This window comes from Lentzea sp. NPDC051838, assembly GCF_040681245.1.
GTDB lineage: Bacteria > Actinomycetota > Actinomycetes > Mycobacteriales > Pseudonocardiaceae > Lentzea.
Window position 1 is genome coordinate 861,526 of the sequence record NZ_JBFAYI010000001.1, and the last position, 13,085, is coordinate 874,610.

Sequence of the window (13,085 nt, forward strand, 5' to 3'; positions counted from 1 at the left end):
CTCAGTGTCCCGTGTGGAGTAATTACCTTGCGTGGAGTGCGAAGAGGACACCTGCCTGCTCTGCGCGGGCACCGGCACCATGTCGTGGCAGCAACCCGTTCCCGGCCCGGAAGGCCTTGTGCTGCACGAGATGTCGCACCCGTGCCCCAGAGGCTGCTCCGGCTGGTGGAAGCTCCCGCACGGCGATCGCGGAGGCATCGTCCCAGGGGTTGTCGCAGGCAATGTGGCTTCTGCCAACGAGATCCCGGCCGGACCGTCCACCCCGGCCTGATCACCGAGCGTGAACGATGGGGGTCACCCATTATTGCCGTCAGGGTCCCTGCTTGGCGGCTGCGTCCACTCGGAGTAGAAGCGGACACTGTTCTTCTGTGAAGGAGTGCAGCCGTTGCCTTGGTTCTGGGCTCAACGAGGACCGGACCGCCTGCCGTGTCTGCGGTGGGATCGGCCAGGTCCCAGACCGGTAGCCGAGGCTATTTCTTCGTCATCAAGGTCGGGCCGAGGATCCTGCGGGCGATCCTCTTGGCCAGCGACTTGGGCGGACGTGGTGCGGTCGTCGGCTTCTGCGCCGCGGGAGTCTGCGTCACGGGAGTCTGGACCGCCGGTGCTGGAGCGGGCGCGGGCGGTGTGGCGGGTGCTGTGGCCGGCACGGTCGGTTCCTCGATCGGGATTCTCGCGAACACCTGGGTCTCCGGCTCGGCACTGCCGGACTGCTGCTGCTCGATCGGCACACCACGATCTTGCCATCGCTCTGATCCACGCCTGCGCGTAGGGCCTACCGACCGGTATGTGCGTGACCGGGGTCACGCAGCACACTGATCGGTGACGGCCCCAAGCGGAGTGTGATGACTGAGACGACCGAGCGCGCGGACGTGGGTCCGCCGCCGGACGCGCACCTCTGGGGCCAGATCGCCGAGGGCTCGCACGCCGCGTTCACCGAACTGTTCGAACGCCACGCCGAGGCGGTGTGGAACTACGCCTACCGCCTGACCGCCTCGTGGTCGCAGGCCGAGGACCTGCTGTCGGCGACGTTCCTGACCGCGTGGCGCAAGCGCGGCGGGGCCCAGCTGGTGCGCGACTCCGCCCTGCCCTGGCTCTACACGGTGACGGCGAACCTCGCCCGCACCGAGTGGCGGGCGTCGCGCAGAGCGTTGCGGCTGGTCGGCAAGCTGGTGCCGCAGAACGAGCGCGACCACGCCGACGAGGTCGCGGCCCGCGCCGACGCCCAGCGCCGCCTCGCCGCCGTGGTGGCCGCCATCGCCCGGCTGCCGCGTTCCGAACGCGAGATCGCTCAGCTCTGCCTGCTCGGCGACGTGACGGCCGCGGATGCCGCGACGCTGCTGGGGATCACGGAGTCGAGCGTGCGGGCCCGCGTGTCCCGCACCCGCGCTCACCTGCGGGATCTCGCTCCAGGGGGCACCGAGTGATGCCCACAACTGGCGCTCGTCCACGCGACCTCGCTCCCTGGCGACGACGAGTGATCGCGCAGCCGCCCGCCCACTTCGCGCCCCGCAGGCACCGCGTGGCTGACCAGCCGCCCGCCGACGCCCGCCTTAGCCCCGAGGACACCCCGTGATCGACCAGCTGCCCGAGAACCGCACGATGCCGGACGACATCCGCGTCCGTGCCCGCCAACGCCTCTCCGAAGGCATGCACCCCACCGCCCGCAACGGCCGGCCGATCCTGATCGCCGCAGGCGTCTGCATGCTCGCCGCTGGCACCGTCTTCGCAGGTCAAGCCCTCTACGGCGGCGCCGACGTCGCCGCCCCGCCGGTGCAGTACAACGGCGAGTTCGTCGGCAAGGACCGCGCGGTCGTCAACCACGTCGAACGCGGCAAGGTCGCCCCCGACGCGCTCGCCCGCTGCACTGCCGCCGCCAAGGCGCACCCGCCGGCCGACCAGTGGCAGCCGGTCGCGACCAGCCGCAAGAACGGCACCGTGCTCACCGCGTTCCAGAGTCCGGCAGGCCTGTTCTTCTGCGCGAACACCGCCACCACCACGACCGTCTCCGAACCCACCCCGGTCAAGATCGAGGACGGCCGCCGCAAGGTGAAGATCCTGTTCACCACGCCGAGCGGTGCAATGGCGGGGCTGGTCTCGCCCGACGTGAAGCTCCTCAGCCTGTCCCGGATCGCCGACTCCGGTCAGAACAACACGATGCCCGCGATCGTGGACGGGCTGCTCCTCGCGCCGAGCGGCTACCTCAAGGCGGAGACCGGCACGAAGGCCCTGGTCAACGGCGAGGACTTCGCCGTGCGGGGCGTGCCGAAGCCGACCTCGTCCGTCGTCGACCGTCCGCTGCCGCCCGCCCCCCGCGACACCACGGAGACCGCGCGGTTCGGCGCGTGCCTGAAGGACCGGGCGATCGCGGACGCCGACCAGGTCGCCCTCGGGCTCACCGCCCAGGTCAGCGCCACCGACACGATGATCCTCGGCAGGTCCGGCGACGTGCTCGTCTACTGCCGCGAGTCGGACAACGACCCGACGGCCGGCACCGCGTACGACGTCGACGACCTGGAAGACGTCCGTGGCACGACCATCGCGGCGATGGCGGCGTTCTACGACTTCAAGCCGTTCAAGGTGAACGACAAGGGGGAGTACTACGACGGCGGCAGCAGTCACTACGCGGCTGTGGGCCTGGTCCTCGACCCGCGGGTCGCGTCGATCACCTACACCCGGCCGGGCATGGCCGACGTGCCCGCGATGATCGGCAACGGCACGTTCGTGCTGGCCGCGCCGCTGATCGACCGGCATCCCGACTCGCGCGTGGTGGTGCGGGACGGCGACGGCGCGGTGCTGGAGACGATCAAGCCGAAAGACGTCCCCTAGACAGATTGATTAGCATGGCGAAGTGACCGTGCAGGCGGCTCCGGCCGGGTACAAGTGGATCGCCCTGTCCAACACGACGCTGGGCATGCTGATCGCGACGATCAACTCCTCCATCGTGCTGATCGCGTTGCCCGACATCTTCAAGGGCATCGCGATCAACCCGCTCGACCCGGCCAACACCGGCTACCTGCTGTGGATGATCATGGGGTTCCTGGTCGTCACGGCGGTGCTGGTGGTGAGCTTCGGGCGGCTGGGCGACATGTACGGCCGAGCCCGCATGTACAACCTCGGCTTCGCGATCTTCACCGCGAGCTCGATCATGCTGGCGGTGACCTGGTTCGACGGCGACGCCGCGGCGCTGTGGCTGATCGGCTGGCGCGTGGTGCAGGGCGTCGGCGGGGCGTTCCTGATGGCCAACTCGAGCGCGATCCTGGCCGACGCGTTCCCGGTCACCCAGCGCGGCATGGCGTTGGGCATCAACGGCGTGGCCGCCATCGCCGGCTCGTTCCTCGGGCTGGTGATAGGCGGCCTGCTCGCGCCGGTCGACTGGAACCTGGTGTTCATCGTGTCCGTGCCGTTCGGCCTGTTCGGCACGGTCTGGGCGTACCTGAAGCTGCACGACACGGGCGAGCGCCGGCACGCCGAGATGGACTGGTGGGGCAACATCACGTTCGCGGTCGGCCTGATCGCGGTGCTCGTCGGCATCACGTACGGCATCCAGCCGCACGGGACGTCGCAGACCGGCTGGACCAGCCCGCTCGTGCTGACCTGCCTGATCGGCGGACTGGTCGTCCTGGCGGTGTTCGTCGTGATCGAGCACCGCGTGCCGAACCCGCTGTTCGACCTGCACCTGTTCCAGCTGAGGTCGTTCACGTGGGGCAACATCGCGAACTTCACGAGCGCGCTCGGCCGCGGCGGGCTGCAGTTCATCCTGATCATCTGGCTGCAGGGCATCTGGCTGCCGCTGCACGGCTACTCCTACGAGGAGACGCCGCTGTGGGCCGGCATCTACATGCTGCCGATGACGGTCGGGTTCCTGCTCGCCGCGCCGACCGCCGGGATCCTGTCCGACCGACTCGGCAGCCGGATGCTCGCGTTCGCCGGCAACCTCATCGCGGCGGCCACGTTCGCGCTGCTGATCGCGTTGCCCGTCGACTTCCCGTACTGGGCGTTCGCGCTGATCCTGGTGGGCACCGGCATCGGGATGGGCATGTTCTCCTCACCGAACCGCGCCGAGGTGATGAACTCGTTGCCCGCCAACGCCCGCGGGTCCGGCAGCGGCATGATGACCACGTTCCAGAACACCGCGATGGTGCTGTCCATCGGCTTCTTCTTCAGCCTGATCATCGTCGGCTTCTCGCAGTCGCTGCCCGGCGCGATGCGGACGGGGCTCGTCGAACACGGCGTCTCACCCGCAGCCGCCGCGCAGGTCGCGTCGCTGCCCGCGGTCGCCGTGCTGTTCGCGGCGTTCCTCGGCTACAACCCGATCCAGCAGCTGCTCGGCGACCAGCTCGCGACGCTGCCGCCGGACCAGGCCGCGTTCCTGACCGGGCGCGGGTTCTTCCCGAGCCTGATCTCCGCACCGTTCGCGCAGGGCCTCGCGATCGCCTTCGGGTTCGCGATCGTGCTGTGCCTGGTGGCGGCCGTCGCGTCGCTGCTGTGCGGCAAACCGGTGGACAACAGGGTGACGATCGACAGGTGGAAACAGAACGCCTGACGCTGCGCCCGCTGGTCGCGTCCGACCTGCCGGAGCTGGAGAAGCTGCACGCCGATCCCGAGGTCATGCGCTACCTCGACCCGGACTCCGCGCAGGACGTCCTCGACGAGGGCTGCTTCCTCGCGGGGATCGAGAAGGCCACCGGCCGGTTCATCGGCTGGTTCGAGTTCCTGGAGACCCGCGAGGGCGAAGTCGAGCTCGGCTACCGGCTGCACCGCGAGTTCTGGGGTTCCGGATACGCCACCGAAGGCTCGAAAGCGCTGATCCGCCGGGGTTTCACCACCGGCGGAGTGCAGCGGATCTTCGCCACGACGATGTTCGTGAACTCCGGTTCCCGCCGGGTGATGGAGAAGTGCGGGCTGCGGCACGTGCGCACCTTCCACGTCGACTGGGACGACCCGCTCCCCGGCAGTGAGCACGGTGAAGTGGAGTACGCGCTCACGAGAGAGGAATGGCAGTCTGCGGACATGTGGCAGACGGACCTGGTCGACCTCGACGCGTACTTCGCGCGCACGGGAGCGTCGGCGTCGAGCTCTCTCACGGAACTGCACGAGGCCCATGTGCGCACCATCCCGTTCGAGAACATCGACGTGATGCTCGGTCTCGTGCCGTCGCTGGACCTCGCGGACATTCAGGCCAAGATGATCGGCCGGCGCCGCGGCGGTTACTGCTACGAACACCAACTGCTGTTCACCGCCGTCCTGGAACGCCTCGGGTACACGGTCGCGAGGCGCATGAGCCGGGCGATGACCGGGCCGCGCACGCATTTCATCTCCCTCGTGGACGACCACCTCGTCGACGTCGGCTTCGGCGCCGGGATGCTGCACCCGATGCCTTTGGTCGACGGCGCTGTCGTCGACCAGGCCGGGTGGCCGCACCGGTTGCGTCGTGAGGCGAACCGGTGGGTGCTGGAGAAGCAGGCCGCGGACGACTGGGTGCTGCAGCACCAGTTCGAACCCGACGTCGAGCAACGACCCATCGACTACCTCGCGGCCAACTTCTACGTGTCGAAGCACGAACGGTCGCCGTTCAGCCGCCAGCTCGTCGTCATGCGGCTCGAACCGGGACTGAGCCGCCGATTGGTCGGAACGACGCTGACAATTGAGCGGGCGGGGAATAAACCTGAGAATTCTCAGGTTGAAAACCTCTCGGAAACCCTGGAATCGCTGGACGTCGCACTTACCGAGAGGGAGCTGAGTCACATCGGCTCACCTGCGGGAACAATCGTGGGAGCGCGTTCGTAATACGTGGTGTAAGGGAATCGCATATCGGAGGTGTTGGAAATGACCACCGCGACTCCGTTCACCGCAGGAGCAGGAAACGCCGCAGGCGTCAACGCTCTGCCCACGCCGCCCTCCGGCTGGCCGATCGGTTCCTACGCGACCTACGAAGAGGCGCAGCGGGCCGTCGACCACCTGGCGGACAACGACTTCCCGGTCGCCGACGTCACCATCGTCGGCGTCGAGCCGATGATCGTCGAACGCGTCACCGGTCGCCTGACCTGGGGCCGCGTGCTCGGCGCCGGCGCCGCGTCGGGTGCCTGGTTCGGTCTGTTCGTCGGTCTGCTGCTGGGACTCTTCTCGACGGGCGGCGCCCTCGCGCCGATCGTCGTGGGCCTCGTCGCCGGTACGGCCTTCGGGCTCGCCGGTGCCGCCGTCCGCTACGGAGCCACGCGCGGCCGCCGCGACTTCGCGTCCGTCACCCAGCTCGTGGCCGGCCGGTACGACGTGCTCAGCCAGCCGCGCAACGCCGAGCAGGGCAAGCAGATGCTGACGTCGCTGGCCTGGCGCTCATGAGCACCCCGCTGACGGTCGACGAGCTGCGCACCGCGCTCGAGGAGATCAGGCAGACCAGCGCCCGCCTGGGCCTGTCCGCCGATCGGCTCGCCTCCCGCGCCGACCACGACCTGGGCCACGACGTCGCCGAGATCGTGAAGGACCTGCGGGCTGCCGCCCAGCAGCTGCGGGTCACCCAGCTGCTGCTCGAACCCGCCGGAGCGGATCTTCGAGTGGCCTGACGACCAGCTCCCACCACACAGGCAACGCCGTCCCGATCATTCGGGGCGGCGTTGCCGCGCAACTGGCGCGGACCGTTCCACAAGAAAAGGACATACTGGCCAGGTGGGGGAACATTCGTGGCGGGCAGGCCTGCTCGTCGGGGGCCTGCTGATCTGCGGGCTGACCCGCGACACCAGCTTCTTCGGGATCATTCCGCTGATGATGTGGTGTGCGCTGGGGCGCACCTGGTGGACGGGGGCAGGAGTCGGACTCGTCCTGCTGGGGCTGCTGGCGTGGTTCGCGGTGCCGCGCAACCTCCAGTGGTCCGGACCGTGGGTGCCGACGAGAGTCGAGAGCTTCTGGCTCTACGCCGTGTTGTCCGTGGTGGTGTGCCTGATCGGGGTGCTCGTCCAACGTGGCGAGGGGGTGACCTGGACGCCGTGGCTGCTGGCCGTGCTGGTGATGGGGTTCGCGGGTGCCGGGGTGCTCAAGCTGGGCGACTACGAGGGCAACGCGCCCCACGACGAAAGCGTGCTGCCAGGACCGTCCGCGTTGCAGCTGAACGAGGGCGACGTCCAGTGCGGTTCCGGCCACGGAGCCAAGTGCGCGCGCGAGGCGGAGGCAACCGGTGAGCGGGCAGGCGAGGTGATGCGCGCGCATCTGACGTCATACGGATACACGTCTGCTTCGACGACGTGGACCGGCAACGAGCGGCTGTGCCGGACCAGCGGACTGGTGTCGGTCCGCGAGGTGTGCGCCGAGCTGAAGGACCTGTCCGCCACCAGCCTGCGGGTGCGCTGGTACGTCAACAGGGCCTGATCAGCGCGGTGTGCGCGTCCTGTCAGCGGCGCGCGTCACGCTCGGGCCATGACGATCACGCTCAAGGCCGGCAGCACGGTGATGTTCACCGGCGACTCGATCACCAGCTTCATCCGGCGGCCCGGCGAGGACCGGGCGTCGTTCCCGCTGCAGGCCGCGGGACGCTGGTGCTTTGACCACCCCGGCCGGCCCATCACCTGGCTGAACACCGGCCACCCCGGCGACGCGGTCACCGATCTGGAAGCGCGCTGGCAGACCGATGTCCTCGACGCGCGGCCGGACGTGCTGACCGTGCTCGTCGGGATCAACGACGTCGGCAGGCGCACGATCGTCCCGGAAGCGCCCGTGATCACGACCGAGGAGTACGCGGACACCTACGACCGCCTCCTCAAGCCGTTGGCGGACACGCGGCTGATCCTCGTCGAACCGTTCCTGCTGCACGTGTCGGCCGTGGTCGAGGCAGGGCCTCACGGTGTGCTGATCGGCGACCAGGAACGCGAGGAGTGGCGCGCCGACCTGGAGACGAAGATCGAGGTCGTGCACGAGCTCGCCGCCCGGTACTCCGCCGAGCTGCTCGACGCCGACCGCATCTTCACCTCGCTGAGTGAGCCGGAGCGGTGGTCCGAGGACGGCGTGCACCCCACCGCCGCAGGTCACAGCGTTCTCGCGGAGGCCTGGCTGGAGCTGGTCGACTGAACCGCACCCATTTCCGTAGGGCGTACGGTATTGTTTCCGTATGGCCTACGGAAATGGGGTGGACGGATGGCCTCCGAACGCAGCGGCGGGGGAGACCCGGTCAGGACGCTCGCGCTGCTCTGGCGCACACCGCCGGAGCCGAAACCGGTCGGCAGGAAGCCCAAGGTGAGCGTCGACCAGATCGTCACCGCGGCGATCGCGGTGGCCGACCGCGAGGGGCTCGGCGCGATGTCGATGGCCCGCGTCGCACAGGAGCTGACCGTCGGCACGATGTCGCTATACACGCACGTGCCCGGCAAAGGCGAGCTCATCGACCTGATGGCGGACACGGTGCTGCAGGAACGCGCGCTCTCGTCGGACGGCACGTGGCGTGAGCGCGTCAAGCACTATGCGGACCGCACACGCGCGGTCTACCAGGCGCATCCGTGGATGCGTGACGTGTCGATGGTCCGCCCGCCGCTCGGGCCGGGTCTGATGGACGGCCAGGAGTTCGTGCTCGCGGCACTCGCCGACTCCGGCCTGGAGCCACGCCTGGTCACCGTGGCGCACGTGGCGATCGAGGGGTTCGTCCACGGCGCGGCGGCGTCCGAAGTGGACGATCAACAGCTCGCGGAGAAGACCGGCGAGTCCGGCGACTCGTGGTGGGGCGCGCGGCAGGTGTTCTGGGACGACTACTTCGACGTCGAGCGCTATCCGACCATGACGACCCTGTGGAACGCCGGGGCGTACGAGATCGAGGGCGCGCTCGCGGACCACGTGCGCACCTCGTTCGACTACGGACTGGAGAAGCTGCTGGACGGAATCGAAGGGGGCATGCGATGACGATCCTGGTGACCGGCGCGACGGGCAACGTCGGCCGACTGGTGGTGCGGGGGCTCACCGGTGACGTCCGGGCGATGACCCGCCACCCGGAGAAGGCGTCGTTCCCGGCCGGTGTAAAGGTCGTGCACGGCGACCTCGACGACCCGGACGGCATCCCGTTCGACGGCGTGGAGAAGCTCTACCTGTTCGTGCACCCGCCGACCGCGGCCGAAGTCGTGGAACGCGCGGTGAAAGCCGGGGTGCGCAGGATCGTCACGTTGTCCTCGGGTGCCGTGACCTACGGCTACGACACCGGTCACCACCTGCCGGTCGAGCAGGCCGTCGAGGCGTCCGGCGTCGAGTGGACCCACCTGCGGCCGGGCGAGTTCGCGGTCAACAAGATCGACCTGTGGGCCCCGTCGATCCGCGCGGACGGCACGATCGTGCACCCGAACCCCGACGAGTTCGGCCAGCCGATCCACGAGGCCGACATCGCCGACGTGGCGATCAAGGTGCTGCGGGAGGACGGCCACGCGGGCAAGGCCTACAACCTGTCCGGCCCCGCGCGGCGCACCCAACGGCAGATGGCTCGCGACCTGGGTGAGGTGCTCGGCCGTGAGCTGCGGTTCCGGGACGTCACGGTCGACGAGGCACTCGCCTACTACGTGAGCGTCGGCTGGCCCGAAGAGATCGCCCGCTACGTCCTCGGGCTCGGCGGGTACGAGGGCGGCGAGCCGGACGACTTCGGCGACTACGAGTTCGTGGTGTCGCCGGACTACGAGAACCTGATGGGGCGGCCGTACCGGACGTTCGCACAGTGGGCCCACGACCACCGCGCCGACTTCACCGCGGGATGAAGCTGATCGCGACCGACCTCGACGGCACGCTCCTGCGCAACGACCGCACGGTGTCGCGCCGCACCGTCACCGCGCTGCGCACCGCCGTCGAGGCCGGCGTCGAGGTCGTGTTCGTGACGGCCAGGCCGCCGCGGTTCGTCGACACGCTCGCCGACGGCCTCGTGGGCACGGCCATCTGCAGCAACGGGGCGATCGTCTACGACATCGGCAGCCGGGAGGTGGTCCGCTCGCATCCTCTCGCGGTGGACGCCGCACGCACCGTGGCGGCCACCTTGCGGGAGGCCGTGCCCGGGGTCGGGTTCGGTGTCGAGACCGGCCACCACGTCAGGTACGAGCCCGCCTACGTGCTGAGGATGCCCGAGGACGCGGCCGCCGAGGTGCCGGTCGCCGGGCCGGACGACCTGTGGACCGTGCCGTTCGTGAAGCTCCTGGCTCACTCGGCCGACCACAGCGCGGACGAGATGCTCGCCGCGGCCGAGGCGGTGGCGGCGGGCACAGCGCAGTTCACGCACTCCGGTGGCCAAGGCCTGCTCGAAGTGAGCGCGGCGGGGGTGGGCAAAGCCGGGGCGCTCGCGGCTCTGTGCGCCGGGCGAGCCGTCGACGCGGCGGACGTGGTGGCGTTCGGCGACATGCCCAACGACCTGTCGATCCTGCGCTGGGCCGGGATCGGCTGCGCGATGGGCAACGCGCACGAGGCCGTCCTGGCCGCGGCCGACCGCCGCACGCTCACCAACGAGCAGGACGGTGTGGCCGCCGCGGTCGAATCTCTGCTCGGTTTCTGATCATCGCGTCGATTCCGGGCCTCCTCGTTCGACGTCGGAGTAGGAGCGAACGAGGAGGCCCGGTGCGGTTCATGGTGTGGGTCAGAAGTCCGAAACCGTTGGCAGCGCTGCACATCGACTCCCTCGAACGCGCGGGCGTGCTGCTGGACGCCGGTGATCTCGTCCCGCACGCCTGCGGGGTGTCCGGGTACTGGCTGATCGACGTCCGCAACCGCGAGGAAGCCGTGGAGCGGATAAAGCGCATCCCCCTTCCGGCGTGCGTCGTGGAAATACGGCAGGTGGCTGTGGTCTGATGCCTCCATGGGGGCTACCACCTCGGTGCACCGCACCGTCGACGCGGTTTGGCGGATGGAGTCGGCGAAGGTCATCGCCGCGCTCGCCCGGTACACGCGCGACGTCGGGCTCGCCGAGGAGATGGCCCAGGACGCGCTGGTCGCGGCGTTGGAGCAGTGGCCGGACGAAGGCGTGCCGAAGAACCCCGGCGCGTGGTTGATGACGACGGCCAAGCGGCGGGCGATCGACCAGATCCGGCGGCGCGAGAACTTCAACCGCAAGGTCGAGGAGATCGGGCGCGACGTCCAAGAGGCCACGCCGGACGCCAGCGAGGGTGTCGACGACGAGATCGGCGACGACCTGCTGAGCCTCATCTTCACCGCCTGCCACCCGGTCCTGGGCACCGAGGCACGCGTCGCGCTGACGTTGAAGATGCTCGGCGGCCTCAAGACCGAGGAGATCGCCCGCGCGTTCCTGGTCAGCGACTCGACCGTGGCGCAACGGATCGTGCGCGCCAAGAAGGCGCTGGCCGACGCCGGAGTGCCGTTCGAGGTGCCGGAAGGCCCGGAGCTGCAGACCAGGCTGGCGAGTGTCCTCGAGGTGCTCTACCTGATCTTCAACGAGGGCTACTCCGCCACCCAGGGCGACGACTGGATGCGCCCCGAGCTGTGCGCGGAGGCGTTGAGGCTCGGACGGGTTCTCGCCGAGCTCGCGCCGAAGGAGGCCGAGGTCCACAGCCTCGTCGCGTTGATGGAGATCCAGGCCTCGCGCTCGAAGGCCCGCACCGGCCCCGGCGGCGAACCCGTGCTGCTGCTCGAACAGGACCGCGGCAAATGGGACTGGCTGCTCATCGGCCGCGGCCTCAAGGCGTTGGAACGGGCGGAGGCGTTGAACCAGCCGCCCGGTCCCTACTACGTACAGGCCGCTCTCGCGGCGTGCCACGGCCGCGCGCGCAAGCCCGAGGACACCGACTGGCAGCGCATCGCCGCGCTCTACGAGGTGCTCGGGCAGATCTCGCCGTCACCGATCGTCGAGCTCAACCGCGCGGTGGCCCTGGCCATGGCCTTCGGACCCGCCGCCGGCCTGGCGCTGGTCGACGAGATCGCCGGGGAGAAGGCGTTGCAGGGCTACCACCTGCTCCCCAGCGTCCGCGGCGACTTCCTCCTCAAGCTCGGCCGGACCCAGGAGGCCAAGGCCGAGTTCGAGAAGGCGGCGAAGCTCACCCGCAACGAGCGCGAGAAGACGCTGCTGCTGGAGCGCGCCGCTAGTTGCGGTACCTGAACAGGATCCGCGCCCGGTTCAGGTCGTACGGGCTCAGCTCCACCAGCACCCGGTCGTACGGCAGGATCTTGATGAAGTTCTTCCTGATCTTGCCGCTGATGTGCGCCAGGACCTGGTGCCCGTTCTCCAGCTCGACGGTGAACTTGGCGTCACGCAGGCACTCGATCACGGTGCCCTCGACCTCGATGCCGCCCTTACCTGCCATGGCGCACCAGCTCCACCGTGCTGCCGGCGCGCCGGGCACCGATGCCCTCGAACAACGCCACAGCAGCAAGATTCGCCTCGTTCACCTCGGCCGACGCGGCCGGGATCCCGGCCCGGCCCAGAGCACCGAGCGTGTGGGTCAGCAACGCACGGCCAATTCCTCGGCGTCGCAAGGAAGTGCGCACCGCTATCAGCCCGATCCGAGGCAGCCGAGTCATCTGGGCCACCCGGACGAGCCCCGCGTATTCGCCGTCGTGAACGGCCACGGTGTAGTTCGCGGTCTCCAGAGGACGGACCAGCACCTCGGCCGGCATCTCCTCCCAGCCGACAGCGGCGGAGACCTCCGCCCGCACCACGTGATCCAGCTCCCGCAACGGATCGACGTCGGCGGGCCCGATCGTCACGCCTGGCGGAGGAGAAGCCTCAGCGACATGCGTGGGCACGACGTACTCCCACTCACGCCGGCGAATCGTGAACCCCGCCTGCTGCCAGCCTTCCAGCAGCTGAAGATCCGTCTCGTCGACCACGGTGTGCAGAGTTTCGGGTAGAGCGGTGAGCATCGCGCGGGCCAGCTCGTCGAAAACCGAGCGGTGCCACGCGTCGACGCTGAGGAAGATCCGCCCGTCCGGCCTGGTGATGGCTTCGGCGCGGCCGGTCACCCGGTCGTCGTCCAGCGCGTGCCACAGTCCTGGCGTGATCCGGGTGATCTCCACCGCGGGTTCGCCCGCGGTGAAGCGCAAGGTGTTCATGGGGTCGCCTTTCAGAAGTGCCTCATCAAGGCGCTCCCGGCAACCCCTACGACGGTCGCCCGACCGTGACGACGAGGGGAGCA

General features: G+C 69.3%; 17 protein-coding genes. 14 read left to right on the forward strand and 3 right to left on the reverse strand.

The features are described from left to right. Positions 1 to 31: 31 nt before the first annotated feature. Positions 32 to 271, forward strand: coding sequence for a hypothetical protein (locus AB0M24_RS03775; RefSeq protein ID WP_363760580.1), 240 nt, complete (start codon positions 32 to 34; stop codon positions 269 to 271). A 199-nt stretch (positions 272 to 470) separates the two neighbouring features. On the opposite strand, the gene AB0M24_RS03780 is transcribed toward AB0M24_RS03775, so the two are convergent. Further along, positions 471 to 728, reverse strand: coding sequence for a hypothetical protein (locus tag AB0M24_RS03780; RefSeq protein ID WP_363760583.1), 258 nt, complete (start codon positions 726 to 728; stop codon positions 471 to 473). 114 nt (positions 729 to 842) lie between these two features. On the opposite strand from AB0M24_RS03780, the gene AB0M24_RS03785 reads away from it, so the two are divergent. The 13 genes from AB0M24_RS03785 to AB0M24_RS03845 all read left to right on the forward strand — a co-directional run bounded on the left by AB0M24_RS03785 (position 843) and on the right by AB0M24_RS03845 (position 12,049). Further along, positions 843 to 1,424, forward strand: a complete 582-nt coding sequence (locus tag AB0M24_RS03785) for a sigma-70 family RNA polymerase sigma factor (protein WP_363760586.1) — start codon at positions 843 to 845, stop codon at positions 1,422 to 1,424. Positions 1,425 to 1,569: 145 nt separating this feature from the next. Next, the gene (locus tag AB0M24_RS03790; RefSeq protein WP_363760589.1) at positions 1,570 to 2,826 is read left to right on the forward strand and encodes a hypothetical protein; all 1,257 of its coding nucleotides are present in this window, start codon (positions 1,570 to 1,572) and stop codon (positions 2,824 to 2,826) included. Between the two features lie 85 nt (positions 2,827 to 2,911). Further along, entirely contained in the window at positions 2,912 to 4,543 is a 1,632-nt protein-coding gene (locus AB0M24_RS03795) for an MFS transporter (RefSeq protein WP_363761564.1), read from the forward strand. Continuing rightward, positions 4,525 to 5,787 (forward strand): GNAT family N-acetyltransferase, encoded by a 1,263-nt coding sequence (locus AB0M24_RS03800; protein ID WP_363760591.1) that lies wholly within the window; start codon positions 4,525 to 4,527, stop codon positions 5,785 to 5,787. Before AB0M24_RS03795 ends, AB0M24_RS03800 begins: the two co-directional genes overlap by 19 nt. A 39-nt stretch (positions 5,788 to 5,826) precedes the next feature. Beyond that, positions 5,827 to 6,339: a general stress protein gene (locus tag AB0M24_RS03805; RefSeq protein ID WP_363760594.1), complete on the forward strand. Its 513-nt coding sequence runs from the start codon at positions 5,827 to 5,829 to the stop codon at positions 6,337 to 6,339. After that, the gene (locus tag AB0M24_RS03810; protein WP_363760597.1) at positions 6,336 to 6,560 is read left to right on the forward strand and encodes a hypothetical protein; all 225 of its coding nucleotides are present in this window, start codon (positions 6,336 to 6,338) and stop codon (positions 6,558 to 6,560) included. The genes AB0M24_RS03805 and AB0M24_RS03810 overlap by 4 nt, the downstream gene beginning before the upstream one ends. 103 nt (positions 6,561 to 6,663) lie before the next feature. Continuing rightward, entirely contained in the window at positions 6,664 to 7,359 is a 696-nt protein-coding gene (locus tag AB0M24_RS03815) for a hypothetical protein (protein WP_363760600.1), read from the forward strand. A 48-nt stretch (positions 7,360 to 7,407) separates the two neighbouring features. Beyond that, positions 7,408 to 8,055 carry an SGNH/GDSL hydrolase family protein gene (locus AB0M24_RS03820; RefSeq protein ID WP_363760603.1) on the forward strand — a complete coding sequence of 216 codons (648 nt, stop codon included), beginning with the start codon at positions 7,408 to 7,410 and terminating at the stop codon, positions 8,053 to 8,055. A 66-nt stretch (positions 8,056 to 8,121) separates the two neighbouring features. Then, entirely contained in the window at positions 8,122 to 8,877 is a 756-nt protein-coding gene (locus AB0M24_RS03825; protein ID WP_363760606.1) for a TetR/AcrR family transcriptional regulator C-terminal domain-containing protein, read from the forward strand. Beyond that, on the forward strand, positions 8,874 to 9,713 hold the full coding sequence (locus AB0M24_RS03830; protein WP_363760609.1) for an NAD(P)H-binding protein: 840 nt from the start codon (positions 8,874 to 8,876) through the stop codon (positions 9,711 to 9,713). Before AB0M24_RS03825 ends, AB0M24_RS03830 begins: the two co-directional genes overlap by 4 nt. After that, positions 9,710 to 10,495, forward strand: a complete 786-nt coding sequence (locus tag AB0M24_RS03835; RefSeq protein ID WP_363760612.1) for an HAD family hydrolase — start codon at positions 9,710 to 9,712, stop codon at positions 10,493 to 10,495. Before AB0M24_RS03830 ends, AB0M24_RS03835 begins: the two co-directional genes overlap by 4 nt. A 62-nt stretch (positions 10,496 to 10,557) precedes the next feature. After that, positions 10,558 to 10,788 carry a hypothetical protein gene (locus tag AB0M24_RS03840; protein ID WP_363760615.1) on the forward strand — a complete coding sequence of 77 codons (231 nt, stop codon included), beginning with the start codon at positions 10,558 to 10,560 and terminating at the stop codon, positions 10,786 to 10,788. A 7-nt stretch (positions 10,789 to 10,795) separates the two neighbouring features. After that, positions 10,796 to 12,049, forward strand: coding sequence for an RNA polymerase sigma factor (locus AB0M24_RS03845; protein ID WP_363760617.1), 1,254 nt, complete (start codon positions 10,796 to 10,798; stop codon positions 12,047 to 12,049). On the opposite strand, the gene infA is transcribed toward AB0M24_RS03845, so the two are convergent. Next, entirely contained in the window at positions 12,033 to 12,254 is a 222-nt protein-coding gene (gene infA, locus AB0M24_RS03850; protein ID WP_363760620.1) for a translation initiation factor IF-1, read from the reverse strand. The genes AB0M24_RS03845 and infA overlap by 17 nt on opposite strands. Beyond that, positions 12,244 to 13,002 (reverse strand): GNAT family N-acetyltransferase, encoded by a 759-nt coding sequence (locus tag AB0M24_RS03855; RefSeq protein WP_363760623.1) that lies wholly within the window; start codon positions 13,000 to 13,002, stop codon positions 12,244 to 12,246. Before AB0M24_RS03855 ends, infA begins: the two co-directional genes overlap by 11 nt. Positions 13,003 to 13,085: the final 83 nt, after the last annotated feature.

Coding starts and splice junctions, on each gene's coding strand:
- AB0M24_RS03785 (WP_363760586.1), top strand. CDS start 843: ATGACTGAGACGACCGAGCGCGCGGACGTGGGTCCGCCGCCGGACGCG.
- AB0M24_RS03795 (WP_363761564.1), top strand. CDS start 2,912: ATGCTGATCGCGACGATCAACTCCTCCATCGTGCTGATCGCGTTGCCC.
- AB0M24_RS03805 (WP_363760594.1), top strand. CDS start 5,827: ATGACCACCGCGACTCCGTTCACCGCAGGAGCAGGAAACGCCGCAGGC.
- AB0M24_RS03810 (WP_363760597.1), top strand. CDS start 6,336: ATGAGCACCCCGCTGACGGTCGACGAGCTGCGCACCGCGCTCGAGGAG.
- AB0M24_RS03820 (WP_363760603.1), top strand. CDS start 7,408: ATGACGATCACGCTCAAGGCCGGCAGCACGGTGATGTTCACCGGCGAC.
- AB0M24_RS03825 (WP_363760606.1), top strand. CDS start 8,122: ATGGCCTCCGAACGCAGCGGCGGGGGAGACCCGGTCAGGACGCTCGCG.
- AB0M24_RS03830 (WP_363760609.1), top strand. CDS start 8,874: ATGACGATCCTGGTGACCGGCGCGACGGGCAACGTCGGCCGACTGGTG.
- AB0M24_RS03835 (WP_363760612.1), top strand. CDS start 9,710: ATGAAGCTGATCGCGACCGACCTCGACGGCACGCTCCTGCGCAACGAC.
- AB0M24_RS03845 (WP_363760617.1), top strand. CDS start 10,796: ATGGGGGCTACCACCTCGGTGCACCGCACCGTCGACGCGGTTTGGCGG.
- infA (WP_363760620.1), bottom strand. CDS start 12,254: ATGGCAGGTAAGGGCGGCATCGAGGTCGAGGGCACCGTGATCGAGTGC.
- AB0M24_RS03855 (WP_363760623.1), bottom strand. CDS start 13,002: ATGAACACCTTGCGCTTCACCGCGGGCGAACCCGCGGTGGAGATCACC.